The 25,931-nt window shown below is 65.4% G+C and carries 19 protein-coding genes; 11 read left to right on the forward strand and 8 right to left on the reverse strand.

The genetic code is table 11. The annotated features are described in order from the left end of the window. The first annotated feature begins 3 nt into the window (after positions 1-3). Positions 4-1,080, forward strand: a complete 1,077-nt coding sequence (locus DK874_RS01275; protein ID WP_114312044.1) for a TRAP transporter substrate-binding protein — start codon at positions 4-6, stop codon at positions 1,078-1,080. A gap of 54 nt (positions 1,081-1,134) precedes the next feature. Here the strand turns inward: DK874_RS01275 and fdhF are convergent, their stop codons facing one another. From fdhF to DK874_RS01300, 5 genes are read right to left on the reverse strand one after another with little or no spacing between them, the layout of a single operon-like run. Continuing rightward, positions 1,135-3,174 (reverse strand): formate dehydrogenase subunit alpha, encoded by a 2,040-nt coding sequence (gene fdhF / locus DK874_RS01280; protein ID WP_114312046.1) that lies wholly within the window; start codon positions 3,172-3,174, stop codon positions 1,135-1,137. A 1-nt stretch (position 3,175) separates the two neighbouring features. After that, complete coding sequence (locus DK874_RS01285) at positions 3,176-3,778, reverse strand: 2Fe-2S iron-sulfur cluster-binding protein (RefSeq protein WP_114312049.1); 603 nt, start codon at positions 3,776-3,778, stop codon at positions 3,176-3,178. Continuing rightward, a complete protein-coding gene (locus tag DK874_RS01290; RefSeq protein WP_114312051.1) occupies positions 3,768-5,240 on the reverse strand; it encodes an NADH-ubiquinone oxidoreductase-F iron-sulfur binding region domain-containing protein in 1,473 nt (490 codons plus the stop codon). The genes DK874_RS01285 and DK874_RS01290 overlap by 11 nt, the downstream gene beginning before the upstream one ends. 34 nt (positions 5,241-5,274) lie before the next feature. Next, entirely contained in the window at positions 5,275-6,318 is a 1,044-nt protein-coding gene (gene galK, locus DK874_RS01295) for a galactokinase (RefSeq protein ID WP_114312054.1), read from the reverse strand. A gap of 7 nt (positions 6,319-6,325) precedes the next feature. Then, the gene (locus tag DK874_RS01300) at positions 6,326-7,195 is read right to left on the reverse strand and encodes a metal ABC transporter substrate-binding protein (RefSeq protein ID WP_114312056.1); all 870 of its coding nucleotides are present in this window, start codon (positions 7,193-7,195) and stop codon (positions 6,326-6,328) included. 89 nt (positions 7,196-7,284) lie between these two features. On the opposite strand from DK874_RS01300, the gene DK874_RS01305 reads away from it, so the two are divergent. From DK874_RS01305 to DK874_RS01315, 3 genes are read left to right on the forward strand one after another with little or no spacing between them, the layout of a single operon-like run. After that, positions 7,285-8,607 carry an aminotransferase class III-fold pyridoxal phosphate-dependent enzyme gene (locus tag DK874_RS01305; RefSeq protein WP_114312090.1) on the forward strand — a complete coding sequence of 441 codons (1,323 nt, stop codon included), beginning with the start codon at positions 7,285-7,287 and terminating at the stop codon, positions 8,605-8,607. Between the two features lie 9 nt (positions 8,608-8,616). Beyond that, the gene (locus tag DK874_RS01310; protein WP_114312058.1) at positions 8,617-10,287 is read left to right on the forward strand and encodes an ABC-ATPase domain-containing protein; all 1,671 of its coding nucleotides are present in this window, start codon (positions 8,617-8,619) and stop codon (positions 10,285-10,287) included. A 9-nt stretch (positions 10,288-10,296) separates the two neighbouring features. After that, positions 10,297-12,009 (forward strand): aldehyde ferredoxin oxidoreductase C-terminal domain-containing protein, encoded by a 1,713-nt coding sequence (locus DK874_RS01315; RefSeq protein ID WP_114312060.1) that lies wholly within the window; start codon positions 10,297-10,299, stop codon positions 12,007-12,009. On the opposite strand, the gene DK874_RS01320 is transcribed toward DK874_RS01315, so the two are convergent. Further along, complete coding sequence (locus DK874_RS01320; protein ID WP_114312063.1) at positions 11,994-13,529, reverse strand: acyl-CoA dehydrogenase family protein; 1,536 nt, start codon at positions 13,527-13,529, stop codon at positions 11,994-11,996. The two genes, DK874_RS01315 and DK874_RS01320, sit on opposite strands and share 16 nt — an antisense overlap. Before the next feature lie 94 nt (positions 13,530-13,623). Here DK874_RS01320 and DK874_RS01325 point away from each other — a divergent pair, with 94 nt between their 5' ends. The 3 genes from DK874_RS01325 to pxpB are packed head-to-tail and all read left to right on the forward strand — an operon-like array spanning position 13,624 to position 17,598. Continuing rightward, entirely contained in the window at positions 13,624-14,025 is a 402-nt protein-coding gene (locus DK874_RS01325) for a MarR family winged helix-turn-helix transcriptional regulator (protein WP_114312065.1), read from the forward strand. Beyond that, positions 14,022-16,055 (forward strand): MDR family MFS transporter, encoded by a 2,034-nt coding sequence (locus DK874_RS01330; RefSeq protein ID WP_114312067.1) that lies wholly within the window; start codon positions 14,022-14,024, stop codon positions 16,053-16,055. The genes DK874_RS01325 and DK874_RS01330 overlap by 4 nt, the downstream gene beginning before the upstream one ends. Before the next feature lie 4 nt (positions 16,056-16,059). Continuing rightward, the gene (pxpB, locus tag DK874_RS01335) at positions 16,060-17,598 is read left to right on the forward strand and encodes a 5-oxoprolinase subunit PxpB (protein WP_114312069.1); all 1,539 of its coding nucleotides are present in this window, start codon (positions 16,060-16,062) and stop codon (positions 17,596-17,598) included. On the opposite strand, the gene DK874_RS01340 is transcribed toward pxpB, so the two are convergent. Next, positions 17,595-18,797, reverse strand: a complete 1,203-nt coding sequence (locus tag DK874_RS01340; protein WP_114312071.1) for a thiolase family protein — start codon at positions 18,795-18,797, stop codon at positions 17,595-17,597. The two genes, pxpB and DK874_RS01340, sit on opposite strands and share 4 nt — an antisense overlap. Positions 18,798-18,910: 113 nt before the next feature. Continuing rightward, positions 18,911-20,887 (reverse strand): thioredoxin domain-containing protein, encoded by a 1,977-nt coding sequence (locus DK874_RS01345; RefSeq protein WP_114312073.1) that lies wholly within the window; start codon positions 20,885-20,887, stop codon positions 18,911-18,913. An 86-nt stretch (positions 20,888-20,973) separates the two neighbouring features. On the opposite strand from DK874_RS01345, the gene DK874_RS01350 reads away from it, so the two are divergent. From DK874_RS01350 to DK874_RS11640, 4 genes are all read left to right on the forward strand, one after another. Then, positions 20,974-22,731, forward strand: coding sequence for a tetratricopeptide repeat protein (locus DK874_RS01350; protein ID WP_114312075.1), 1,758 nt, complete (start codon positions 20,974-20,976; stop codon positions 22,729-22,731). Between the two features lie 33 nt (positions 22,732-22,764). Then, positions 22,765-22,956: a hypothetical protein gene (locus DK874_RS01355; protein ID WP_162798684.1), complete on the forward strand. Its 192-nt coding sequence runs from the start codon at positions 22,765-22,767 to the stop codon at positions 22,954-22,956. Between the two features lie 233 nt (positions 22,957-23,189). Further along, the gene (locus DK874_RS01360; RefSeq protein ID WP_114312079.1) at positions 23,190-24,509 is read left to right on the forward strand and encodes a S8 family peptidase; all 1,320 of its coding nucleotides are present in this window, start codon (positions 23,190-23,192) and stop codon (positions 24,507-24,509) included. An 834-nt stretch (positions 24,510-25,343) separates the two neighbouring features. Next, entirely contained in the window at positions 25,344-25,745 is a 402-nt protein-coding gene (locus tag DK874_RS11640) for a hypothetical protein (protein ID WP_162798685.1), read from the forward strand. Positions 25,746-25,931 lie beyond the last annotated feature (186 nt).

Raw genomic sequence — 25,931 nt, forward strand, 5'->3', positions numbered from 1 at the left:
GGCATGAAACGGAGGCAGTTCCTCAAGAAGGTGGGGGTGGGCCTGGCGGCTAGCCTCTCCTACAGGGCTTTTGCCCAGGCTACCCCTCAGGTGCGTTGGCGGCTTGTGTCCAGCTACCCCAAGAGCCTGGACACCCTCTATGGGGGTGCTGAGGATTTGGCCAAGCGAGTGGCGGAGCTCACCGGGGACCGCTTTCAGATTCGGGTTTACCAGGCGGGGGAGATCGTCCCCGGGGGCCAGGTGCTGGATGCGGTGCAGCAGGGCACCGTGGAGGCTGGGCACACCTACGGCCCCTTCTACGTGGGAAAGAACCCCACCTTGGCCTTTGATGGGGGCGTGCCCTTCGGCATGACCTACCGGCAGCACAACGCTTGGATGCGGTATGGGGGAGGCTTGGAGCTCCTGCGGGCGGTCTATGCCGACTTCGGGGTGGTCCAGTTCCCCGGGGGCAACACCGGGGCCCAGATGGGGGGATGGTTCCGCAAGGAGATCAAGACCCTGGCGGACCTCAAGGGCCTGCGCATGCGCATCCCGGGGCTGGGAGGCATGGTGATGGGAAGGCTCGGGGTGGTGCCCCAGACCCTGGCCGCCGGGGATATCTACCCGGCCCTGGAGCGGGGTACCATAGACGCCACCGAGTTCTCCGGCCCCTATGACGACGAGAAGCTGGGCTTTTACAAAGTGGCCCGGTACTACTACTACCCCTCCTTTTGGGAGCCCAGCGCCCAGCTTTCCTTCCTGGTGTCGCAGAGGGAGTGGCAGAAGCTTCCCAAGGAGTTCCAGGAGGCCTTCCAGGTGGCGGCGGTGGAGGTCAACCTCACCATGATGGCCAAGTACGACGCCCAGAATCCTCGGGCCCTGAACCGCCTCCTCAAGGCGGGGGTGCGCCTGCGCCGCTGGCCCTCGGAGATCATGCGGAAGGCCCTCGAGGAGGCCCAGGCCCTCTATGAGGAGCAGGCGGCCAAGGACGCCACCTACCGCAAGGTATATAGCGCCTACTGGGCTTTCAGGAACGAGGAGTACCGCTGGTTTGCCGTGGCGGAACTGGGGTATGAGAGCTTCGCCTTCCCCACGGTCTAGGACCGCGCCAACCTGACGGGCTGGGCTCTCTTGCGGTGGTAAAAGGAAGAGAAGCTAGTCCAGCTTCTCCAGCCGCACCGCGCTCACCTTGTACTCGGGGATGCGGCTTATGGGGTCCAGGGCGTTTAAGGTGAGGCGGTTGGCGGGGGCCTCGGCGAAGTGGAAGGGCGCATAGACCACCCCTTCGGGGGTGCGGTCCGTGACCCAGGCCCGGGCCCGGATCCGGCCCCGGCGGCCCACCACCTGGACGATCTCGCCGTCTTGGATGCCAAGCCTTTCCGCATCCTTGGGGTTTACCTCCACCTTGAGCTCCGGGTAGGCCTCCTTAAGCTGGCTATTGCGGCTTAGGGTGCCCCCGTGCCAGTGATACAGCACCCGGCCGGTGGAGAGGACAAGGGGGTACTCCGGTGAGGGGGTCTCCACCGGGGGAGTGAAGTCCACGGGGATGAAGCGGGCCTTTCCCGAGGGGGTGTTGAAGCGTTCTCGAAAAAGCACCGCCTCCCCCGGGTGGTCCTCCTGGGGGCAGGGCCAGCGGACGCCCTCGCCCTCCAGGCGCCGGTAGGTGATCCCGCCCATCATTTCGGGAACAGCTTGGCGGATTTCCTCCCAAATGGCCTCAGGACCAGGGTAGAGGGCCCAGGGACGGCCCAAGGCCTGGGCCAGGCGCTTCCCCAGCTCCTGGAGGATCCACCAGTCGGGCTTGGCCTCCCCGGGAGGTTCTAGGATTTTCCGTACCCGTTGCACCCGGCGGTCGGTGTTGGTAAAGGTGCCCTCCTTTTCCAGGAAGCTGGCCGCGGGTAGGACCACGTGGGCGAAGGGGGTGGTTTCGTTTTCCAGGATGTCCTGGATCACGAGAAAGGGAAGGGCCTCCAGCTTGGCCTTCAGGTGGTCCTGGTAGGGCTCGCTGGTCACGGGGTCCTCGCCGATCAGGTAGATGGCCTCCACCTGGGGGATGGCCTCAAAGACCTCGGTCATGCGCAGGCCGGGCTCGGGGTTCAACCCCACCCCCCAGAGGGCTTCAAAGCGTTTCCGGGCTGTTTCGTCCGACACCTTTAGGTACCCAGGGAAGACATCGGGCAAGCCCCCCATGTCCCCCGCCCCCTGCACGTTGTTCTGGCCCCTTAAGGGGTTTAAGCCCGCTCCCTCCTTGCCCACCTTCCCCGTGAGGAGGGCCAGGTTCACCAGGGCCTGGACGGTGGCGGTTCCCTTGGTGTGTTGGGTGAGGCCCATGGCCCAGTAGGCCCCGGCCCTTTCCGTGGTGGCGTAGAGCCTGGCGGCCAGAGCGATCTTCTCCCTTTCCACCCCCGTGATGCGCTCGGCCTCCTCCAGGGTGTAGGGCTCCAAGGAGGCTTGCCACTCTGCGAAACCCTCGGTGCGCTCCTCCACGTAGCTCTGGTCCCAGAGTCCTTCCCCCAGGATGAACCGGGCCATGGCGTTGAAGAGGAAAAGGTCCGTGCCTGGGCGGGGGCGGAGCCAAAGGGTAGCCGCCTCGGCCATGCCCGTGTACCGGGGGTCCACCACGAGGAGCTTGGCCCCTTGCCGGACCCTTTTTTTGATCATGGCCCCGATCACCGGGTGGGTTTCCGTGGTGTTGGAGCCCACCACCAGGAAGAGGTCGGTCTTCCCGATGTCCTCTAGGGGGTTGGTCATGCTGGCCCCGCCCAGGGAGCGGGAAAGGGCGGCGGTGGAGGAGGAGTGGCAAAGGCGGGAACAGTGGTCCACGTGGTTGGTGCCGAGAAGGGCCCGGGCTAGCTTCTGGGCCAGGTAGACCTCCTCGTTGGTGGTCTTGGCGGAGGGGAAGACGGCCATGGCCTCGGGCCCCCGCCTTTTCAGCACGGCGAGAAGCTTGTGGGCCGTGTAGTCCAGGGCTTCCTCCCAGCTAACCCGACGGAAGGGCTGGTGGCGGTCTTCCCGCACCATGGGGTAGAGGAGGCGCTTTTCCGAGAAGGGGAAGTCCAGCCCAAAGCGGCCCTTCACGCAGAGGGCCCCGTGGTTGGGAGGGATATCCGGGGCCAACACCTGGACGATGCGGCCCTCCCTTACCGTGGGTTCCACCTGGCAACCCACGCCGCAGTAGGGACAGGTGGTGCGCATCTCACACCTCCATGCTCAAGGGCCTGAGGGCCCCTGTGGGGCATACCTGCACGCAGTTGCCGCAGAAGACGCAGGGCGTTCCGGGAAGGGGCCGGTCCAGGGGGGTGGTGGGGTGGGCGAGGAGGCCCCGGTCCTCGAGGGTCAGGGCGTAGACCCCCATGATCCCATCCCCACAGGCGTCCACGCAACGGCGGCAGTTCACGCACTTGGCGTAGTCCCGTAGGAAAAAGGGGTTGTCCCGGATGGGCTCCCGTTCCCTTCGGGTCACGGGGAGGCTACCCCAGCGCTGGGGTTGGCCCTGGTGGGCCTCGAGGAGCTCCAGGAGGGCGGGTGCTTGGCTTAAGTCGGTGCTCAGGGCCAGCCACTCCAGGAGGGTCCGGCGGAGGGCCTTTAGGTCCTCCGTGTCGGTCCTCACCTCCATGCCCTCCTGGGCCTGGGTGGCGCAGGCAGGCAGGAGGCGGCCATTCACCTCCACCAGGCAGAGCCGGCACAACCCCTTGGTTTCCGTGTGGTGATGGTGGCAGAGGGTGGGAACCTCTACCAGATCCAGAAGAAGGGTGCCCTCCTTCGCCTCCACCTGGCGTCCGTTCACCTTAAGCCGCACCTTCCACCTCCAGTAGGCTTTGGTAGGCCCAGTAGGCGGATTGGCCCAAGCCACAGAGGCTTCCCTTTAAGGTCTGGGCTAGGTCTTGCACCAAAGCCTTGCTCCGTTCCCGCCGCCGCACCATCTCCACCTGCACCGCCGTGCCCAGGGGGCAGGGGAAGCATTTTCCGCACGACTCCTCCCGGAAAAACTCGACAAGCCCCAGGAGGACTTCCCACAGGTCCACCCCCTGGCCAAAGGCCACGATGGCCCCGGCCCCTAGGGGGAGCCTCTCCCTATAGCGCAAGGGGAAGGTAAGTTCACGGGTGAACACTCCAGCGGCCCCGCCTAGGAGCACGGCCCTCAGTTCTCCTGGCTCACCCCCGGCCATGCGCACCGCGTCTTCTAAGGGAGTGCCCAGGGGAAGCTCATAGAGCCCAGGCCTGGCCACGTCCCCGCTAATGGAGAAGAGCTTAGGCTCCTTTTGCCGCCAGGTGCCAGGGCCCTCCTTGAGGATTAGGGGCAGGTTGGCCAAGGTTTCCACGTTCTGCACCAGGGTGGGCCTTCCCCATAGGCCCTTCTCCACGGGGAATGGAGGCTTTAGGCGGGGCTCGGCCCTTTTCCCTTCCATGGATTCCAGGAGGGCGGTTTCCTCGCCGCAGATGTAGAGGCCCCCGCTCCTAAAGACCTCGGTGGGGACCGGGAGGCGACCGGCTTCCTTCAGTTCGGCGATGGCCTTTTCCAGGCCCTGTATGGCGGCCTCAAACTCGTCCCGCACGTAGAGGAAGACCCGGCTAGCTCCTGTGGCCAAGGCGGCCAGAAGGGCCCCCTCGAGGACCAAGTAGGGATGGTGCTCCAGGAGGAAACGGTCCTTGAAGTTCCCGGGTTCCGACTCGTCGGCGTTCACCACCAGGTACTTGGGGGGCGCTCCCTGGGCCACGGCCCGCATCTTGATGTGGGTGGGGAAGGCGGCCCCGCCCCGGCCCAGGAGCCCGGCCTCCTCCACCGCCTGGATCAGGCCAACCGGGGATAGCCTGCCCTCTAGGAGCCCTTTCAGTCCCTCAAGCCCTCCCCTCCTTCGGTATGCCTCCAGGTCTAGGATGGGTTCCGGGGGAAGAAGCCTTTCCCCACGGCCCAGGTGAAAGGGCAGGCGGAACTCCTGAAAGGGTACCCGATGGCCCTGATGTTCCACATACCGCTCCCTCCCCTCTATGCGCACGTGGATGGGGGAGAGGGCCTCGAGGCCCAGGGGCGGATGGGTTCCGTCGGCCCCTTCTAGAAGGCGGGCGAATCCCCGGGCCCGGGCCACGGGGTCGTCCACCAAAAGCCTTCCTTGGGGAAGCCCTCGGTAGCGGGGGTAGTAGCGCACCACCCCCCAGGCTTGGGCGAGGGGCACCCCGGCCAGGCGGGCGGCCTCGGCAACGCCTTCCTCGGTGAGGGGTAGGCGGGCGTCCAGGAGGGGGAGGAGGCTGGGCTTTTCCATACCCATAGCTTACCCGCCTTGGAGGGCTAGGGGGTCAAAGGATGCGGAGCTGGGGGAAACGGGCCAGGAGGGTGTTTTGGAAATGGTCCCTAAGGCCTTCGGGCACCAGAGCCACCACCGCCCCGCCGAACCCTGCCCCCGTAAGCTTGGCCCCGTAGGCCCCAGCCTCCAGGGCGGCCTCCACCAGGGTATCCAGCTCGGGAAGGCTCACCTCATAGTTTTGCGCCAAGGAACGATGGCTTTGCACCATGAGCTCGCCAAAGGCCTTGGCGTTCCCCTTGCGCAAGGCCTCTACCCCCTGGAGCACCCGTAGGTTTTCGGCCACGATGTGCCGGGCCCTCTTGTCCAAAGGAGGGGACAGGCTTTCCACCAGGCAAAGGTCGGCCACATCCCTAAGGCTTCTCACCCCAAGCCGTCTGGCGGCCTCTTCTGCCTCCTGTCGCCTTTGGTTATAGCTGGCCTCCGCCAGGCGCCGCTCAAGCCCCAGATCCAAAACCACCACCCTCACTCCCGGCGGCAAGGGGAGGTTCTCGTGGTCCAGGGTGCGGGTATCCAGGAAAAGCGCCTTGCCCACTTCCCCTAGGCTAGCCGCCATCTGGTCCATGATGCCGCAGCGCACCCCCACGTACTCCACCTCGGCCCGCTGGCCCAAAACGGCGATCTCCTTGTCAGAAAGGGGCAGCCGGTAAAGGGTGCGCAGGGCCCTGAGCGCCGCCACCTCGAGGGCCGCCGAGCTGGAAAGGCCGGCCCCCATGGGCACCTGGCTGCGGATGTAGAACCGGGCCCCGGGCACCTTGTACCCCGCCTCCCTCAAGGCCCAGACCACCCCCAGGAGATAGTCCAGAAAGTCCCCCTGAGCGGGGCTTCCCAGGGGCCGGGCCCTAAGCTCCTTTAGCTCCTCGCTATAAGCCTCCACCCGCCCCTCGGCCTTGGCCGCCTCCACCTGGGTGAAGTAGGAAAGAGGGGTGGGAAGGACGTAGCCCTCCTGGTAGTCGGTGTGTTCCCCCAAAAGGTTCACCCGGCCCGGGGCCTGGGCGCTGGCCTCGGGCAGGGTGCCGAAGACTTCCCTGAATCCCATGCCTCCATTATGGGCATAGGGCCTTCAGGTTGTGGTCCAGTAGCGCCAGATAGCTGGGTACCTTGCGGTCTAGGGTGTCGGTGTAGAGCACAGCGATCCGGGCCCCCAGGGCCTCGGCCAGGGCTTTAAGGGCCGTGCCTTGGAACTGGGGCTCAGCCAGGACCAGCTTTACCCCTTCTTGACGGGCCTCCTTGAGAAGCCTCAGGAAGCCTTGGCTTCCCACCTCCTGCGCCCCTGAAGCGGTGAGGCTTCCCACCACCTTGAGGCCGTAGCGGCGGGCAAAGTAGGTGAAGGCGTCGTGTTGGGTGACCACCTTGAGGCCCTTCAGGTTGCAGGCCTGGAAGGCCTTATCGCGCTTTTCCACCTCGGTTTTGAAGCGCTTTAGGTTGGCCTGGTAGAGGGCTTTCCCTTGGGGATCCAGCCGGGAGAGTTCCTGGGCGATGCGCTCGGCATAGCGCAAGGCGTAGGTGGGGTCCAGCCACAGGTGGGGGTTGCAGGGGCCATGGGCGTGCCCGTCCTCCTCGTGCCCCGCTTCTTCGTGGTCCTCCTGGCAGATGAGGCCGGGTTGGCCTTCCCCCAGCTTCACCACCCGGGCTCCTTTTGGGAGGAGGTTTTGCAGCTTGGGCAAAAAGGCCTCGAGGCCAAGCCCATTGGCGAAGAGAAGCCGGCTTTGGGCCAGGGCCTTGGCGGTGCCAGGGGTGGGCTCAAAGGTGTGGGGGTCGGCCCCTGGGGGAACCACGCTCACCACGCTTACCCGGTTTCCCCCCACCTGCCGCACCAGGTCCCCCAGGATGGGGGTGGTGGCCGCAATGGAGAGCTGGGCTAGGGCGGGGTTCAGGGGAAGGCCCAGGAGGAGGAGAAAGGCTAGCGCTCGCATGTAGGTAATGATAGTGCAATATCGCTACTCCCACAAGCCTCCCTATGCCCAGGCTAGACCTAGGTAAAGCGGGTTATACTCGGGAAACCATGGACTTCAAGACCCTGCACAAGAAGCACGTCCTTACCCCTTGGGTGGCCCAGGGCCCCCTGAACCCGCCCTTGGTGGTGCGGGGGGAAGGGGTTTGGCTTTACGACGAGGAGGGGCGGCGTTACCTGGACTTTTCCAGCGGCCTGGTGGCCCTGAACCTGGGCCATGGCCACCCCAGGCTGGTGCGGGCCATCGCCGAACAGGCGGCCACCTTGGCCTACGCGGCCCCAAGCCTCTTCCACGACAAAAGGGCCCTTCTCGCCAAGACCCTTTCCGACCTTTCCCCCTGGCCGGAAGGAGCCCGGGTGTTCTTCACCCCCTCAGGCACCGAGGCCAACGAGGACGCCTTGAAGTTCGTGCGCCACCTCACAGGCCGCTTCAAGGTGTTGGCCGCCTACCGCTCCTTCCACGGGGCCACCCATGCCTCGGCGAGCCTTACTGGGGAGAACCGCCGCTGGCCAGCGGAGCCGGGCACCGTTCCTGGGGTGGTTCACTTCTTCGCCCCCTATCCCTACCGGAGCCCCTTTTACACGGAAGACCCTAAGGAGGAGGTCGCCCGGGCCCTGGACCACCTGGAGAGGGTCCTCCTCCACGAGGACCCCAAGCGGGTGGCGGCCATCTTCCTGGAGCCGGTGGTGGGCTCCAATGGGGTCATCGTTTACCCTGAGGGATATTTAGAAGGGGTGCGGGCCCTGTGTGACCGGCATGGCATCCTGCTGGTCTTTGACGAGGTGATGACCGGCTTTGGCCGCGTGGGAGCCGCTTTTGCCGCCCAGCGCCTGGGCGTGGTTCCCGACCTCATCACCTTCGCCAAGGGGGTGACCTCCGCCTACGTGCCCCTGGGCGGGGTGCTTGTGCGGGAGAGCCTGGCCCGCTACTTTGACGAGAACCCCGTGCCCACGGGGCATACCTACTCGGGCCATCCCCTGGCGGTGGCGGTGGGGCTGGCCACCCTCCGGGCCTACCAGGAGGAGGGCATTTTCCCACGGGTGCAGGCCATGGAGGGCTTCTTTCGGGAAAGCCTAAAAGCCTTGCAGGATCGGCACCCCGTGGTGGGGGATGTGCGGGGGCTTGGGGCTTTTTACGCCTTGGAGCTGGTACGGGACCGGGGCAGCAAAGAACCCCTTTCCCCCTGGCACGCTCCTTTAGGCCCTGCCATGCAGGGCTTGCAGAAGGCCCTGTGGCAGGAGGGGGTTTACCTGCTGGTCAAGCACAACATCCTCATCGTGGCCCCACCCTTGACCATCCAGGAGGAGGAGTTCCTAGAGGGTATGGAGAGGCTCTCCCGGGCTCTTGTGCGGGTGGAGGTGGAGGTCTTGTAGCCTGGAGGGGTGCGGCGCCTGGAGGAGCTTTTCCCCTTTCTGGCCTCCCTGGAGGGGAGGCCTTACCCTTTTTACAAGGATCTAAAGGGCATTTGGCGGGGGGACGGTTTTGACCTCCGCTTCGTCCACGTGCAGGGCGATCCCTTTGCCTCCCCAAGCGTGGTGGAGGTGCGCTATCCGGCCACGTCTGCGGCGAGGCTTCGGGTCTTCGCCCACCCCCTGGGGCAGGTGGCGGTGGAGGACTTCCTGCTGCGGGCGCTCAAGGCCCGTTTCCGGAACCTGCCCCATGTTGGGGGTAGCGGCCACTCGGGTAGGGTTTTGGTGGAGGTGGAAAGCCCCAAGGTCTTAAGGCGGGCTGGGGCCTATCTTGGCCAGGAGGCGCTTTACCTCCGCTTCCGGGTGGGTTTGCCGGCCTCAGGCCGGAGGATTCTGGGCAAGGAGGCGGCGAGGCTGTTTAGGGCCTTGGCGGACCACCTTGGGGGCTTTCTTGAGGAGCTGGACGAGGGGGCGCTCCTTGCCCACGTCCACCAGGTGGAGGATTTCGCCTACATCCAGGAGCGCTTGCCCCAAAGGGGCCTGGTGGCCTTTGTGGGGGATGGGGCCATCCTCCCTCGGGAAAGCGGGGTGAGCCAAAGGCCCTTAAAGGGGGCGGTGCCCTTCCAAAGTCCGCCTTCCTTGCGGGTTTCCTTCCGGGTACCCCACAAGGGGGAGGTCTTGGGGATGGGCCTTCCCCAGGGCCTTACCCTCATCACCGGTGGTGGCTTCCACGGGAAGACCACCCTCCTCGAGGCCCTGGTCCACGGGGTCCATCCCCACATCCCTGGGGACGGGCGGGAGTGGGTGGTCACCGAGGCTCGGGCGCAACGGGTCCAGTCCGAGGATGGCCGGAGCGTGGTGGGCGTGGACCTTAGGCCCTTCGTGCATGACCTGCCCTTGGGCCAGGACACCTCCTTCTTCTCCACCGAGGATGCCTCGGGGTCCACCAGCCTGGCTGCGGCCATCCTGGAGGCCTTGGAACTGGGGGCCAAGGTGCTCCTCCTGGACGAGGACACCTCCGCCACCAACCTCCTGGTGCGGGATGCCCGCATGCAGGCCCTGGTGCGGCGGGAAACCCTGACCCCGCTTTTGGACCGCATAGGGGATTTCAAGGCCCTAGGGGTGAGCCTGGTCCTGGTGGTGGGTGGGGTGGGGGATTACCTGGACCTGGCGGATACCGTCTTGCTCCTGGAGGAGTACCGCCCCCGGGAGGTTACCCAGGAGGCCAAGGCCATCGCCCACGCCCATCCCACGGCGCGCCTTTTTGGCGAGCCCCGTTATCCCCTCGCCGTGGCTTCCCGGGCCCCCTTGCCCGAAAGCTTTGATCCCCGGCGAGGCCGGAAGGCCCGGGTGAAGGGCCGGGGCCTCAGGGAGTTGGTGTACGGGGAGGGGGTGGTGGACCTCTCCGCCCTGGACCTCTTTGAAAATGCCCAGGTGCGGGCCCTAGGGGCTTGGTTGCAAAGGCTTTGGCGCCGTGCCGACGGAAAAACGCCCTTAGGGGAGTTAGTGGCGGAGGTCTTTGGAGGGGTGACGGACCTCTTTTCCCTGGAGGAAGCCCCTGAGCTGGCGGAGGTGCGGCCCCTGGAAGTGGGGGCGGCGGTGAACCGGCTCAGGAGCCTGGAGGTAAAGCGGGTGGAGGGGTAAGCTTGGGATATGTGGCGATCCTTATGGGTAGACCTTAAGGGGAAGCGGGCGCGCACCACGGAGGTCCTTCCCGAGGACGTGGCCTTGGGGGGCCGGTACCGCACGGGGAAGGTGCTTCTTGATAGGGAGGTCTACCGTGTGGATCCCCTTTCCCCGGAGAACCCCCTGGTCTTCGCCATCGGCCCGTTAGCGGGCACGGGGTTTTCCAACGCCAACCGCACCAGCGTGGGCACCCGAAGCCCCCTGACCCTGGGCATCAAGGAGGCCAACGGGGGCGGCACCTTCGGCTACGCCCTGGGGCAGATGAAGCTTTCCCATCTGGTCCTCGAGGGGGCAAGCCCCGACTGGGTGGTCCTCCGCATCACCCGGGAGGGGCAGGTCTTCTGTGACCCGGCGGGGGAGCTCCTCGGCCTCGGGAACTTCCAGGCGGCGGCCAAGCTCTTTGCCGCCTACGGCAGGAGGATCGCCTTCGCCCTTCTGGGGCCCGTGGGGGAGTATCTGGGCCTCCTTTCCGGCATCGCCTTTTCCGATATCGACGGTAGGCCCTCCCGCCTGGCGGCTAGGGGCGGCGTGGGGGCGGTGATGGGGGCCAAGCGGGTGAAGGCCATCGTGGTGGAGGTGCCGGGGAAGGTGGAGGTCTGGGACAAGCCCAAGGTCACGGGGGCTATCCGCCGCTATGCGGAGCTTTTGCGCCAAGACCCCTTGGTGATGAAGTTCTACAACGCCATCGGCACCATGGGGATGGCGGACTTCCAGAATGCCTTCGGAGGACTTCCCGTGCGCAACTTTCGCCAGGGGCAGCTTGCCCCTCCGGAGGAGTTCCCCATGGGGGGCCAGTACATCGCCCCCCTCAACAAGGCCCGGGGCGGGAAGCACACCCACGCCTGCATGCCTGGGTGCGTGATCCAGTGCTCCAACGTCATCGTGGACGAGAACGGGGAGGAGGTGGTTTCCCCTTTGGAGTACGAAACCATCGGCCTCATGGGAACCAACTGCGGCCTCAACGACCCGGACCAGCTGGCCCGCCTGAACCGCTTGGCCAACGACCTGGGGGTGGACACCATAGAGACCGGGGCCACCTTGGCCCTCCTCATGGAAAAGGGGGAAGCGGATTGGGGGGATTATACCTTCATGGAGGCCAAGCTTAAGGCCCTCTACACCCCAAGCGAGGAGGCCCGTTTCCTGGCCCAAGGCACCGCCCGGGTGGGGGAGGCCTGGGGGCTAAGACGGGTTCCCGTTATCAAGCGCCAGGCCATCAGCGCCTACGATCCCAGGGTGGTGGAGGCCACGGGCATCACCATGATGGTCACCGCCCAGGGGGCTGACCACACCGCAGGCAATGCCCCGCGCCTGGAAACCCGGGCCATGCCGGTGGCGGAGATCCTGGAGGCCAGCTACCAGGCCCAGGTGAATGCCGCCGCCAACGACGCCTTGGGCCTTTGCGTCTTTGGAGGTAGCGTAACCAACAGGCAGGTGGAGTTCGTGGTGGAAAGCCTCAACGCCGCCTTGGGCACAAGCCTCAGCCCCAGCTTTTGGCGTGAGCTTGGGGAGGGGGTTTTGCGCCTGGAACACCGCTTCAACCACCTGGCGGGCTTCACCCACGAGCATGACCGCCTTCCCGCCTTTTTCTACGAGGAACCCTTGCCCCCCAAGGGCTACACCGCCCGTTTCCGCCCCGAGGACCTGGGGCCCCTATACGAGAAGCTTCACCAGGGGTCGTAGAGCCCGGGCCTTTTGGCGCTAAGGGGGAGGGCTTCTCCTTCCAGGAAGCGCCGGGCGTAAAGGTGGGAAAGCTCAGGGAAGGGTTCTTGGGCTACCTTTGCCAAGGCGTAGACGGCTAGGGCGTCGGCCAGGGTTCGCAAGGCCTCCTTGGCGTACCAAGGGCCTTCTTCCTTTAGCCTTGCCAGCGCCCTTTCCGCATACTTTTGGGCCTGGGGATGATCCCGGAGCATTTCCAAAAGAGGTTCATGGGCCCGTTTTTTGGCCGTGGCTTCCAGCATGTCAAGGGCCTGGATGTTGGCGGGTCCCTCCCAGATGGGGGTGATGAGGGCTTCCCGGTGCCAGCGGGCTACCCCGTACTCCTCCAAGAAGCCCAAGCCTCCAAAGAGCTCCATGGCGAGGGCGGTGATGGCGTTAGCGTGTTCGGCGGTGCGCCCCTTGGCCAGGTGGGAGAGGAGGCGGGCCAGGTGGTAGTCCTGGCTGTAGGGTGGCCGCTCCTCCCAGGCCCGGTCAAAGGCCTGAATGGCCAGGAAGGCCAAGGCGGTGCCCCCCACCTGCCTTAGGCGCATCTCCAGGAGGTCGTGTTGGATGAGGTCGTGGTCCAACAGCCTCTTTCCAAAGGCGGTGCGCCTTCTCACCCGGAAGAGGGCCTCGAGATGGGCCTTCTTGGCGATGCCCATGGCGGCGGCGGCGTTGGCCAGGCGGGCCACGGTGAGGGTTTCCAGGGTGTAGTAGATGCCCTCTTCCAGCCTCCCTATGGGGTAGGCCAGGCTTCCTTCCAGCTCCACCTCCCCCGAGGGCACTGCCCGGGTGGCCAGCTTCTCCTTAAACCGCCGCACGGTGAAGTTGAGGCGCCCCTCCACCTCACGGGGCAGGAGGAAGAGGCCAAGGCCCTTAGGGCCTTCGGGGGTTCCTTCCGGCCTGGCGGTGACGATGGCGTAGTCGGCCAGGCCGGCCCCGGAGGCGAAGTACTTGTCCCCTTGGTAAAGGCGGAAGGCTTCCCCCTCCCGTTTGGCCAGGGTGCGGTTGGCCCCGAGGTCGCTTCCGCCCTGGATCTCCGTCATCCAGGTGGCGCCGAAGGCTGGGCCGTAAAGGAGTTCCCGCTTCACCGTCTCCCATTCTGGGGCGTACTTGTGCAGGGCATAGGCCACCTGATGGGTGATGGTGAGGATGCAGTAAAGCCCGCCATCCGCCAGAAGATAGCCAAAAGCGTAGTGGAGGGGCCAACCCTTGCCCTCATAGGCGGGGCGGATCATGGGGCGAAGCTTCTCCAAAAGGGCCTTCTGCGCCGGGGAGAGGAGGGCCCGGTCGATGCGGTGGCCGTCCAAGTCGTGCATCTGGAGGCGGGGTGGGGCATCCTGGTCCACGTGGTGGGCCACCTCCAGCACCTCCTCCCCCACCAGCTTCCCGAAGGCGGAAAGTTCCCCCTCTGGAAGGCCAGGGGTCAAGGTGTCCAATATCGCTTTTAAATCCGGGTCAAGCTTATAGTGGTTCTCGCCCTGGCTGTAAAACCGCAGCTTCATGGATCCCTCCGGCCCCAGGCTAACCTTGTGAGGGTAGGGCGTCAAGGTGGGATAGGGTACATTCAAATAGTTTGAGATGAAATAGTATGACCCCATGGTATGGGAGGTGATGAGTCGGATCTGGCGGCTTCAGCGTGCCTTGCGGGAGGAGATGGAAGAGGGGTTGGAGGCCCTAGGGCTTTCCGGCCTCGAGGCCTGGCTTTTACGGGTGGTGGAGGGCGTGCCCTACCCCTCGGATGTGGCCCGGCACATGGGGCTTCCCCCACCCACCGTGAGCCACATGCTCCGGCGGTTAGAGGAGAGGGGTTTTGTGGAGCGCACCTTGGACAGCAAGGACCTGCGCCGCTTCGCCTTCCGCCTGACGGAAAAGGGGAAGGTGGCCCTCGAGGAGGCAGAAAGGCTTATGGAAGCGGCCCTAAGGCGCCGCTTGGCCCGGCTTAGCCCGGAGGAGTCCGCCCAGCTCCTGGGCCTGTTGAGCCGGTTGGAGGAATCGTGAACCCCACACCACAGGAAGTCCGCTTTACCATGATCGGCGTGCTGCTGGGGGTTTTCCTGGCAGCTTTGGACCAGACCATCGTCTCCACCGCCATGCCCCGCATCGTAAGCGAGCTTAAGGGGGCAGAGTACTACGCCTGGGTCACCACCAGTTACCTCCTCACCTCCACGGTTTCCGCCCCCATCTTTGGCCGGCTTACCGAGCTCTTTTCCCGCAAGGCCATCCTGATTTGGGCGGTACTCATTTTCCTCCTGGGTTCCGTGCTTTCCGGTCTTTCCCAGAACATGGCCCAGCTCATCCTCTTTAGGGGCCTCCAGGGGGTGGGAGGCGGGGCCCTTTTTGCCCTGGCCCTGACCACCATTGCCGTCCTTTTCCCCCCTAGGGAGCGGGGCAAGCTGGCGGGAGCTTTTGGGGCCCTCTTTGGCCTTTCCTCGGCCGTGGGACCCTGGCTGGGCGGGTTGCTCACCGACCACCTCTCCTGGCGCTTTGTCTTTTACATCAACGTGCCCGTGGGGGCCGTGGCCCTGGGGTTCATACTGCGGTACATGCCCCGGCTGAAACCTGGCCAGCGCGAACCTTTTGATTTCCTTGGGGCCTTTCTCCTTGTGGCTTGGACCGTGCCCTTGATGCTGGCCTTTTCCTGGGGTGGGAGCACCTATCCTTGGGGGAGTCCCGTCATCCTGGGGCTCTTTGCCGGAGCCCTTTTGGGCCTAGCCCTTTGGGTATGGGCCGAGCTTTGGCTTCCTTATCCGCTTTTTGACCTGAAGGTGTTTCGGGGGCGGGTGTTTAGCCTATCGGCGGTGGCCGCCTTCTTTTATGGGCCGGCCTTCCTGGGAGCCGTGGCCTTCTTGCCCCTTTACCTCCAGGTGGTCAAGGGGGTTTCCGCCAGCCAAAGTGGGGTTACGGTGTTGCCCCTGGTCCTGGGGGTCATGGTGGGCAGCCTGGGAGCCGGGCAGCTATTGGCCCGGTTTGGGCGGTACAAAGTTCTTTTAATAAGCAGCGCCGCCTTCCTGCTCTCCCTTTTCCTCCTCCTGCACTTTGTCCTGGCGGTGGCAACCCCCCTGCTCTTGGCGGTGGCCCTTTTCTTCCTCCTGGGCCTTGGCCTGGGGCCGGCGCAGAGCGTGCTGAACGTGGTGGCCCAAAGCGACCTGCCTAAGGAACGCATGGGAAGCGGCACCAGCATGGTGCAGTTCATGCGCCAGATTGGCTCCACCATGGGGATCGCCTTTTTGGGGACCCTTCTGGCGCAAAGCCTGAGCGCCAACCTGCAAAGCGCCTTCCCTGGGGGTGGTTCCCAACCCGCCATGGTCCGGACGGGGGAGGGGATGGCCCTGGACCTAGACCGGGAGTTTGCCCGCCTGGAGGACCTTTTGCTTAAGGCGCTCCGGGGGGACGAGACCGCTTACCGTACCTTGATGCAAGACCCCTTCCTGCCCCAGGAGTTCAAGGGGAACCTGGTGCCTGGGGGTCTGCCCGCGCAGTTTGCCCGGACGGAAAGGCTTTTGGAAAGGGCCTTAAGGGGGGACGAGGTGGCGCGGCAAACCCTTTTGGGGGAAGCCTCTTTGCCCTTGCCGGTGAAGGCCCTCCTCCTGCCAGGTGGGGTTGCCCAGGGCACCCTTTCCCTGTTGGAGAGGGCATGGGCCGGGGACGCTATGGCTAAGGAGGCTCTTTTGCGCCTCCCTTGGGGCCAGGGGCTAGAGGAGGCGCTGGCTAAAGGGCCTTCTCCGGCTCTTAAGGCCCAACTCCTTCCCCGGCTTAAGGCCTTGGAGGACAGGGTGGTGGCCGAGGCGGTGGCCTCCTTGAGGGGGATGGAGGAGCAAACCCTTGCCCAGGTTCCCCTCCAGGTGGTAGCCCGCCTCGAGGCGGTCCGGGAAGGGTTAAAGGAGGCCTTGAAGGAGGGCATCGTGGAGGCCCTTCGCCGCATCTTCCTCTTCAGTGCCCTTTTTATCGGTCTTTCCCTCCTAACCCTCGTGGCCTTGCCGGATAGGGAGCTTTCGGGAGGCTTGGGGCCTCGCCCTTCGCTAGAGTGAGGGGGTGGAGGGTTTCTACCTGGTCTTTGGGGAAGGGCTTTCCGAGGAGGCTAACCGCTTGGCCCAGGCCCTGGCCCAGGCTCTCCTTAAGGCTCCCCCGGAAGGGCTTTGGGAGGCCATCCCCGCCTACGGCACCCTTTACCTGGAGTACGATTCCCGGAGGCTTTCCCGCGCCCGGCTCCTCACGTTGCTTCGCCGCCTAGCTTCCTGGGAGGAAGGGGAAGGGAGGTGCGTGGAGATCCCCGTGCGTTACGACGGTGAGGACCTCCTCGAGGTGGCCAGGCGCACGGGGCTTTCCTTGGAAGAGGTCAAGCGCCGGCACCAGGCACCCCTGTACCGGGTCTACGCCCTGGGGTTTACCCCAGGGTTTCCCTTTTTGGCCCCGGTGGAGGAGGCCCTCCGATTGCCCCGGAGGCCCCATCCCCGGCCCCGGGTCCCCGCCCACAGCGTGGCCATGGCCGGGCCGCAGACGGGCATTTATCCCTTGCCTTCCCCCGGGGGATGGCACCTGTTGGGCACCGCCTTGGTGGCGGTCTACGACCCCCACCGGGAAGAGCCCTTTCTCCTGAGGCCGGGGGACCGGGTGCGCTTTAGGGAGGGGGTGGGGCCAACGCCGCCGGAACCTGCCCCCTTGGAGCTCCTTCCCGCAGAACCCAGGTTTCCCGCCTTCCGGGTGGAGGAACCGGGCCTCATGGACCTGGTGGTGGACCAGGGAAGGTTTCTGGCGGGGCATCTGGGCCTGGCCCGCTCGGGGCCTTTGGACCCCTATTCCGCCGCTTTGGCCAACCGGCTGGTGGGAAACCCTCCGGGAACACCCCTCCTGGAGATGGCCTACCGGGGCCCGGTGCTCACCGCCTTAGAGGACCTGGTGGTGGGGTTTGCGGGCTATGGGTTTGTGGCCCTTTTGGATGGGGAAGAAATCCCACCGGGGCAGAGCTTTCTTTGGCCAAGGGGGAAAACCCTTTCCTTCCGGCCCTGGGGGCGGGGGGTGAGGGTCTACCTGGCGGTGGCGGGGGGCCTCGAGGTCCACACCTTCTTTGGTTCTGCCTCCCCGGATCTTCGGGGAAGGGTGGGCCGGTCTTTAAGGGCTTTGGATGTCCTGGGGCTTAGGGAAAGGAGGGCGGTGCGGCCCGGCTTGGCTTTCCGGCAGAGGCCCTTGCCGGGGGTGTTTCGCCTCCGCCTTCTGCCAGGACCCCAGTTTACGGAGGAGGCCTTTAGGGTCCTCCTGTCGGCCCCCTTTCGCGTGGCCCGGGCGGACCGCATGGGCCTGGAGCTTCAGGGCCCGGAGGTCCCGGGCGGGGAGGGCCTTTCCGAGGCCACGCCCTTGGGGGGCATCCAGGTACCTCCCTCGGGCCGCCCCTTGGTGCTCTTGGCGGACAAGGGGAGCCTAGGGGGATATGCCAAGCGGGCGCAGGTGGTGGCAGAGGACCTTTGGCTTTTGGGTCAGGCGTGGCCGGGAGCGGAGCTGGTGTACACAAGCTGGTTTAATCGTGAAGAGAAACACAAGCCACCCACCCTCCCCTGGAAAGGGAAGACCCCTTAGCCCGCCTCCACCACCATGGCGATGCCCTGGCCCACCCCTATGCACATGGTGGCCAGGCCGAACTGGACCCCTCTCCGCCCCATCTCATGGACCAAGGTGGTGAGGATCCGGGCCCCCGAGGCCCCTAGGGGATGGCCCAGGGCGATGGCCCCGCCGTTGGGGTTCAGGCGGGGATCCTCCATATCCAGGCCCCACTCCCGCAACACGGCCAGGCTCTGGGCGGCAAAGGCCTCGTTCAGCTCAATAAGGCCGATGTCCTTCAGGGTAAGCCCTGCCCGTTCTAAGGCCTTCTTGGTGGCGGGCACCGGCCCGATACCCATGATCCTGGGAGGAACCCCGGCCACGGCGATGCTCCGCACCCGGGCCAGGGGCTCGAGGCCGTGGGCCTTGGCGTAGGCATCGGAAACCAGAAGCACCGCCGCCGCCCCGTCGTTTAGGGGGCTGGAGTTCCCTGCGGTTACCGTACCCCCTTGGCGGAAAACGGGCTTAAGCTGGGCCAGCTTCTCCAGGGAGGTGTCCCGCCTGGGGCCCTCGTCCACCTCCACCAGAGCCTCCTCCTTGCCCCGCTTTACCGGAACGGGGACCACCTCCCGGGCAAACCTTCCTTCGTCCCAGGCCCGGATGGCCTTCTGGTGGGAAAGAAGGGCGAAGCGGTCCTGCTCCTCCCGGGGAATCTGGTACATCTCCGCCAGGTTCTCGGCGGTTTCCCCCATGCTCTCCGTGCCATAGAGGGCCTGCATCCTGGGATTTACCAGGCGCCAGCCCAAGGTGGTGTCGTACATGACCATGTTGCCCGTGGGGAAAGGCCTTTCCGCCTTAGGCACCACGAAGGGAGCCCGGGACATGGACTCCACCCCAGCGCCCACGTACACCTGGCCCTCCCCGGCCCAGATGGCCCGGGCGGCCTGGGCCACCGCCTCCAGGCCCGAGCCGCAAAGGCGGTTGACGGTACAGCCTGCCACCTCCACGGGAAAGCCTGCCAGGAGAAGGGCCATGCGGGCCACGTTGCGGTTGTCCTCCCCGGCCTGGTTGGCGCAGCCGGCGTAAACGTCCTCCACGGCCTCCTTGGGTACCCCGCTTCGTTCCATGAGGGCGGAAAGGACATGGGCCAGGAGGTCATCGGGGCGCACCGTGGCCAGGGCGCCCCCGTGCTTGCCGATGGGGGTTCTCAAGGCTTCTACGATCCAGGCTTCAGGCATGGGGCCTCCTTACCGACCGTTCGGTAATAGCTTAGGGGAAGCGGGCGGTGGGGTCAATACGCTTGGCGAGAGATAGTTCACGGGCACGTAAAGTCGTGAAATCAAGCACAAACCTACTTCCCCCCGTACACCGCCCCAAGCTCCTCCCACAGATCCTCCACACCCTCCACAGGCAGGCGGCAGCTCCCCTCACGGCACAGGTAGGCCCTTCCGGGTTCCCGCCCCATCAGGCTGGGAAGGGCCTCAGGTGGGCCGCTCACCAGCTGGGTAAGGGGCAGGTAAAGCCCCCGCACCACCCCCAAAAGGGGCGAGGGGATGGGAAGGGCCAGCTCCGTGCCCTCCAAAAGCAGGCGGTGCACGAGGAGAAAGCCGGGAAGGGCCTGGGGGTAGCGTTCCAACCAGAGGGCCACCTCTTCCAAAAGGGCCTGGGCCCGCTCCCGGTAGTCCCCGCCAAAGGCGGCGTGCAGCCGCCAAAGGGCCTCGGCCAGGGCGCTTGCCCCGGAGGGGAGGGTGGTTTCCTCCACGTCCCGGGTGGGGAGGGGAAGGAGGGTTTGGGCCTTAAGGCCCCCTTCCCGAAAGTGGGTCCAAGCGGCCTCCGCCAAGTACCTTGCCCGTTCCAGGTAGGGCCACTCCCCGGTGGCGGTATAGATCTCCAACAGGGCCAGGGCGGCAAAGCTCTGGTCCTGGAGGAAGGCCTCCTCCCCCAGGCTTCCCGCCCGCCACACGTGCCGCAAAAGACCTTCCCGGTGCATGCCCGTAAGGAGAAAGTGGGCCCCCCTCCGCGCCGCCATCAGGTAACGGTCATCCCCCAAAAGCCTTCCCCCTTCCGCCAGGGCCCGCACCGCCAAGCTGGACCAGTCGGCCAGGACCTTATCGTCCAAGCCTGGGGGCATGCGGCGTCGCCTTAGGGCCAAAAGCCGGGCCAAAACCCCCTCCCGCCAAGCGGCAAAGCCCTCCCCCAGCAGGCCCTTTACCTCCTCCTCGCCCCAGGCGGTGAGGACGTACCTAGGGGAACCGTCCTTACCCGTGATGGGAAAGGCGCTTTCCAAGGCAAAGTACCGCTGGGCCAAGGGGTAATCCTCGCCCAAGGCCCCTTCCAGCTCCTCTAGGCTCCAGGTGTAGTAACGCCCTTCCTCTCCCTCGCTTTCCGCATCCAGGGCCGTATAGAACCCCCCAGCCCGGTCCTGCATGGACAGGATCCAGTCCAGGGTCTCCCGGGCTACCCGCAAGAAGAGGGGCTCGTCAAAAACCCGGTAGGCCCCCAGGTAAACCCGGGCCAGAAGGGCGTTATCGTAGAGCATCTTCTCAAAGTGCGGTAGGTGCCAGCGCCGGTCCACGGCGTAGCGATGAAATCCGCCGCCCACCTGGTCGTACACCCCACCCAAAGCCATGCCCTCGAGGGTTTTGCGCACCATGCGCCTTGCCCCCTCCTCCCCCCGCCAGGCCAGGGGTAAAAGGTAGAGGAGGAGGGCTCCTTGGGGGAACTTGGGTGCCGGCAAAAACCCGCCCCATTCAGGGTCAAAGGAGGACCCTAGGGCCTGGAGGGCCTTGGCCTCCGCCTCCTTGGGCACCGGCCCAGGAGGGGGGTTAAGGCTTCGCCATAGGGCTTGCGCAAGGCGCTCGGCTTCCCCTTCCACCTCCACCCGCCTTGCCCGCCAGGCTTCGGCCACCGCCAGGAGGACCCGCTTGAAGCCGGGCAGGCCCCCCCGGTCCTCCTTGGGGAAGTAAGTGCCCCCGAAAAAGGGTTTGCCCTCCGGGGTGAGGAAGAGGCTCATGGGCCAGCCTCCTTGGCCGGTGAGGCTCACCAGGGCCCGCATGTAGGTGGTATCCACGTCGGGCCGTTCCTCCCGGTCCACCTTCACAGGTACAAAGTGCCGGTTCAGGATCTCCGCCACCTGGGGATCCTGGAAGGACTCCCGGTGCATCACATGGCACCAGTGGCAGGCACTATAGCCCACGGAGAGGAAAAGGGGCTTCCCCTCTCTTCGCGCTACGGCGAAGGCCTCTTCCCCAAAGGGGTACCAGTCCACAGGGTCCTCGGCGTGCTGGAGGAGGTAGGGGCTTTGGGAGCCTAGCAGGCGGTTAGCCATGCCTTAAGCCTAGGCCCCAGGGCCTGCCCCCAGGAAGCAGCCATCTCACAAACGCCGCCGGGGGCCTGAAGGCTTAACATAAGGGCATGCTCCGGGTATTGGGGGGCCTCGATCTGGAAGGGCATGCCTTCCACCGCCCCAAGCCCCTCCTCCTCCTGGCCTATTTGGCCCTCCAAGGTCCCAAGTCCCGCCGGCACTTGGCCGAGCTCTTTTGGCCCGAGGCCCAAGACGCCCTGAATAGCCTCTCGGTAGCCCTCAGCCAACTTAAGCCCCTGGGGGTGGTGGAGGGAGGGGAGGTCCTTAGGGCTAAGGTTTCCACCGACCTGGAGGCCCTCCGCCATGCCCTAAGGGAAGGGGATCTGGCGCAAGCCAAAGGGCTTTATAGGGGCACCTTTCTTGAAGGGGTAGAGCTTCCCTTGGGGGAAGAGTTGGAGGAATGGGTCTGGTCCACCCGGGAAAGCGTGGCCTTAGAGGTTTACCGGGGTTTCGCCACCCAGGCCCGGGCCTTTTACCTGTTGGGGCTTGCGGAGCGGGGCAGAGCCCTCCTGGAGGAAGCTTACGCCCTGCCTGGGGTCCGCTGGGCCTTGGAAGGCCAGGAAGAAACCTTCCACCCGCCACCACCCCTTTCCAAGGAGGCCCGCAGGGCCTTTTTTGGCTTCCTGTTCCGTCCCCGGGAAGCGGTAGAGGCCTTGGGGATACCGGTAACCCTCCTCGAGCTCCTTCAAGAAAAGGGTTTGGTCCGGGAAGGAGGCAAAGCCCTCACCCTGCAGGGCCTACCCCGGGGCGACCGGCTGGACCCTAACGCCTCCCAAACCCTTCCCCTCGAGGCCCAGGAGGCCGCCCTCCTCCTGGCCCGCCGCCTGCCCCTAGAGGAGGCCCTTCCCCTCTACCTCCTGGCCCGGCCCCTTTGGGGGGAGGAGGATCACCGGCGGGCGGGCAAGGGGCTTCTCAAGGAGGTGCGCAGGCTCCTTTCGCAAAACCCCCACCTGGGTTTGGAACTCCTGGCCATCCTTAGCGGAGGGCCCGAGGTACTCCTCCTCCGGTCCAGGATCCTGGAGCGGCTTGGGCGCTACCGGGAGGCCCTCGAGGCCCTGGAGGCCACAGGTACCGCCCTGGAAGGTTTGGAGGCCGAGGTGGCGGCGGTGCGGGGAAACGTCCTCTTTCGGCTTGGACAGGTGGAGGAGGCCCTGAAGGAGGCCACGCTAGCCCGCCAAGGGGGTCCCTGGGCCCAGGGTGAGGCCCTGAACCTAGAGGGCCTTTGGGCCTTCACCCGGGGGGAGTTCGCCCAGGCCGCAGAGCTTTTTGCCCGGGCAGCGGTGCGCTTCCTGGCGGCAGGGGAAACAGCTCGCCAGGTGGACGCCTTAAACAACCGGGCCATCGCCCTCTTTGAGCTGGGTCGCCCGCAAGCGGAGGGGGTCTTCGGCGAAGCCCTGGAGGCGGCTGGGGATATCCCCCTCCTCCGGGCCCGGGTGCTCCTGAACCTGGGGGTGGTGCGGGAGCGGCAGGGCCGCATCGAGGAGGCGGAGGCCCTTTACCAGGAGGCCCTGCGTCTAGCGGAGGAGGCGGGCGTGCTGGAGGCCATGGGTCGGGCTTGGAACAACCTGGGGGCCCTTTACCACCGCCAGGGAAGGAGGGAGGAGGCGGAAAGCGCCTACCTGCGGGCCCTACGCCTGGCCAAGGAGGGCCGGGACTGGGTCCTCACGGCGGCCCTTCTCGCCAACCTGGCCGAACTTCGGGAAGACCCCGCCACCTTAGAGGAGGCCATCGCCCTATTGGAGGAAGCCCACTACACGGTCCTGGCGGAAAGGTATAGGAAGCGCCTCGAGGCGTTCACCCAGCGTTAAGGCCCTGTTAGGCCCCCCCGGCCTATAAGGGGGGTGGCGGTTGGGATGGACACCCCCGCCAAGGAGGTGAAGGAGATGCTGAAGAAGGTGCTTTTGGCAAGCCTTTTGGCCCTCGTTTTCCTGACACCTGCATTGGCCTCGGGGGAGGAGACGGAGGTTTCCTTGGACCGGTACGTGGGGGGCTACTTCCTCTACCGGTACACGGGCGGCTACTTCCTCTACTAAATACTAACCTCCTGGGGGCCCTCCCCCGGGGGTTTCCGTTCAGGCTCCGTTAATCCCCCTTGGGGTACCCTCCCCCGTGGAGGTGGAGAAAGATGGAGGGCCACGGAGGGCAGGGGAAACGGGAAAGAGAAGGCGCTACGGGTTCGGGGCCGTACCCAGGGAGGCTCCTCAAGGTATGCCGCTAAGCCTGTGGGACCTCGAGGGGTTTAACCTCTTCCTAAGTGAGGTGGAAGATGAGGAGAACCTGGTTTTTGTTGCCCTTGCTCTTGCTGGCATGTACCCCCCAGACGCCGAGCCTTACCCTTTCGCCCAGCCGGGCCCTGGTGGGGGAGGAGGTGGAGGCGAGGCTAGGGGGGATGAGGGGCCTGGGGGCCCGGGTTTGGGTGGGGGAGGTGGAGGCCCAGGTAACCTTGGCTGAGGCGGATCGGGTGCGTTTCCTGGTTCCCCAGGTGCCCGGCGGCCCCAAGCCCGTGCGGGTGCTGGCTGGGGGCCGGGAGGCCCGGGGGGAGCTTGGAGTGCTTGCAAAGGTGGACCCAAGCCGGGTCCTCCTCCGGCTACCCCTGGACCAGCCGTCCCCAAGGCTTCCTGAGGGCTTCACCCTCCTCCGGAAGGACGAGCTTGCCGGGTGTGGCTTTGCCCTAGCGGAGCTGGGCTATGGCGGCAAGGAGCTGGGGAAGGCCCTGGAGGAGCTGGAAGCCTTAGACCCCAGCTATAAGGCGGACCCGGAAAGCCTCTGGAGCTTTGGAGGCATCTCGGGCGGTGAAGCGGTGGGTGCCCACTGGGCGCACCGCAGGGGCCATAAGGGCCAAGGGGTCAAGGTGGCCGTGCTGGACACGGGGGTGGACCCTGTGATCCCCCAGCTTCCGGGTTACGACTTCGTGGAGGAGGACAACGTTCCCCAGGATGCCTTCCCCGGGGGGCACGGCACGGGAGCCGCCGGCCTGGTCAAGGAGGTGGCCCCCGATGCCCAAATCCTTCCGGTGCGGGTGTGCGACGAGAACGGGGTCTGCCGGGCCAGCCGGGTGGTGCGGGGGGTATGCTGGGTGGTGGCAAACCGCCAGGGGCCCACGGTGATCAACCTGAGCCTGGGTGGGGATACCCCAGTGGAGGCCCTCAAGCTGGCCCTGCAGGCGGCCTTGAGCCAGGGGATCCCGGTGGCCGCCGCCGCCGGCAACCAGGGGAACCAGGGAAGCCCCGCCCACTACCCGGCCGCCTTTGACCTGCCGGGGCTGGTGGCGGTGGGGGCCTTGGAGGCGATCCCTGACGCCCCCGGCTGGCAACCTGCTCCCTACAGCACCCAGGGGCCCTACGTGGACCTGGCTGCCCCCGGCACCGACCTGAACTGCACCCTCCCCGGGGGTGGCACGGAAAGCTGCAGCGGCACCTCCTTCGCCACCCCCTTGGTGGCGGGGGCCATGGCCCTTTGGCTCGAGGCGCAGCCGGGCCTCACTCCAGCTCAGCTGCAGCAGAACCTTCTGCAGTACGCCAAACTCCTGCCCTACTCGTCCCAGGCGGTGGGGGCCGGGATGCTGGACCTGAGCCAAGCCCCTTGAAAAGCCCATGGGAACACCCCGGGCAACCGCCCGGGGTTTTGTTATCCCCCCGTTCAGGGTGCGTTAAGACCCTTTGGGCTAACCTACTTCACGGAATCCCCCAAAAGGAGATTCCAGAAAGGAGACTTCATGAAGAGGATTGGCCTTATCGGGCTAGGTATGTTGGGCCTTCTGGGCTTTGCGGGATGCGGGGGCACCCTCCGGACCGCAGGTCCCTGGGAGGAAGTGATTGCCAGTGAGGACCAGGTCTTCGCCCAGGCCTCATCTTTGGCAGATGGGTTTGAAGGTTGGCTAGAGACCCAATCCCTGGCCTTGCAAAGCACCTCATCCAGAATTCTCACCGTGGTAAAGGATAACGACGGCATCACCATCTTGACCCTGCCCAAGGACTTTCGGCCCCCTCGGTCCCTCGAGGACCTCTCCCAAACCCCCTTTGCGCTCGTCATCAGGTGCACGTCCACGCCCCCTATTCGCTGCGTTGGTGGAAGGGGTAACCTAGAGGGCCAGACCGGGAGCTACCGGGTACGCTGGACGGGCAAAGGAACAGAGGGAAGGCCGCTAGAGGAGGTGGTTCCTGCACAAGTGGAGCTGGGGCCTCAGGGTTCCGACCCCACAGCCAAGCCGGTGATCAGCTACAACAAGATTGGGCTACCAGGGCCCTGGGCGGATTCTCTGATCCAGTGGCCATTCCTCGTCCACATCGTCGCTCCTTTGCCCTCGTGGGACTGGACAGGCTTTACTACTCCTCGAGACCCCATGTTACCTTTCCTGGAGGCGCTACAGAGAGCTTGTTGTGGCCTGCCCACAGAATACCCAAAAAGCTGGCCTCCTGCCGTGCTCCTGCGGGATGACATCGCCTTGGCCTTTGTTCCCTTTGAAAATCCAAGGATACTTCAGGCCACCTCCCCTGAGGATTTGTTGGGAGAGCCCCTGGGCCTCCTGTATTTGCGCAGAGCCACTAGCGGCAAGCTCACCAAGGCGGATGCCGCAAGGCTATTGAGCGTACGCTTGGTTCGCGAAGAGCCTGACTGGGTTCTATTGGCTACCGACATTACGAATCCAAGTCAGAGCCTGCGTTTCTGGATAGGTCAGGTGGACTGGTGTGATGGTTGCTTTGGTCAAGATCCTCCTCCCCGGTACCTGGGCATTGAGGATCGCCTGAACGCTTCCCCCCTCCTGCACCTCCAGGTAGGCCCTCTAATGCTGCGGGGGATTGAGAAAAAGGACATCCACTAGGAGGAAGTCATGTTTCGGAAGATAGCTTCTGTTTTGGTTTTGATCCCGATTCTTTCAGCATGCACGGGACCACAGATGGCCTGCAATTCGCCGGTTTGTCCCATCGCTCATTGGCCCATGGACGTGTAATTGGCCACTACATTTGAGACACCTTGGGGAACCGACCCCTCCCGTATCTTAGCCAGG

Origin of the sequence: Thermus caldifontis (assembly GCF_003336745.1) — a bacterium.
Lineage (GTDB): Bacteria > Deinococcota > Deinococci > Deinococcales > Thermaceae > Thermus > Thermus caldifontis.

Bases quoted from the DNA above. Each gene is read 5' to 3' on its own strand.
- DK874_RS01305 (WP_114312090.1), top strand. From the start codon at position 7,285: ATGGACTTCAAGACCCTGCACAAGAAGCACGTCCTTACCCCTTGGGTG.
- DK874_RS01340 (WP_114312071.1), bottom strand. From the start codon at position 18,797: ATGCCTGAAGCCTGGATCGTAGAAGCCTTGAGAACCCCCATCGGCAAG.
- DK874_RS01300 (WP_114312056.1), bottom strand. From the start codon at position 7,195: ATGCGAGCGCTAGCCTTTCTCCTCCTCCTGGGCCTTCCCCTGAACCCC.
- DK874_RS01350 (WP_114312075.1), top strand. From the start codon at position 20,974: ATGCTCCGGGTATTGGGGGGCCTCGATCTGGAAGGGCATGCCTTCCAC.
- DK874_RS01275 (WP_114312044.1), top strand. From the start codon at position 4: ATGAAACGGAGGCAGTTCCTCAAGAAGGTGGGGGTGGGCCTGGCGGCT.
- galK (WP_114312054.1), bottom strand. From the start codon at position 6,318: ATGGGATTCAGGGAAGTCTTCGGCACCCTGCCCGAGGCCAGCGCCCAG.
- DK874_RS01290 (WP_114312051.1), bottom strand. From the start codon at position 5,240: ATGGAAAAGCCCAGCCTCCTCCCCCTCCTGGACGCCCGCCTACCCCTC.
- DK874_RS01360 (WP_114312079.1), top strand. From the start codon at position 23,190: ATGAGGAGAACCTGGTTTTTGTTGCCCTTGCTCTTGCTGGCATGTACC.
- DK874_RS01345 (WP_114312073.1), bottom strand. From the start codon at position 20,887: ATGGCTAACCGCCTGCTAGGCTCCCAAAGCCCCTACCTCCTCCAGCAC.
- DK874_RS01320 (WP_114312063.1), bottom strand. From the start codon at position 13,529: ATGAAGCTGCGGTTTTACAGCCAGGGCGAGAACCACTATAAGCTTGAC.
- DK874_RS01325 (WP_114312065.1), top strand. From the start codon at position 13,624: ATGGTATGGGAGGTGATGAGTCGGATCTGGCGGCTTCAGCGTGCCTTG.
- DK874_RS01315 (WP_114312060.1), top strand. From the start codon at position 10,297: ATGTGGCGATCCTTATGGGTAGACCTTAAGGGGAAGCGGGCGCGCACC.
- fdhF (WP_114312046.1), bottom strand. From the start codon at position 3,174: ATGCGCACCACCTGTCCCTACTGCGGCGTGGGTTGCCAGGTGGAACCC.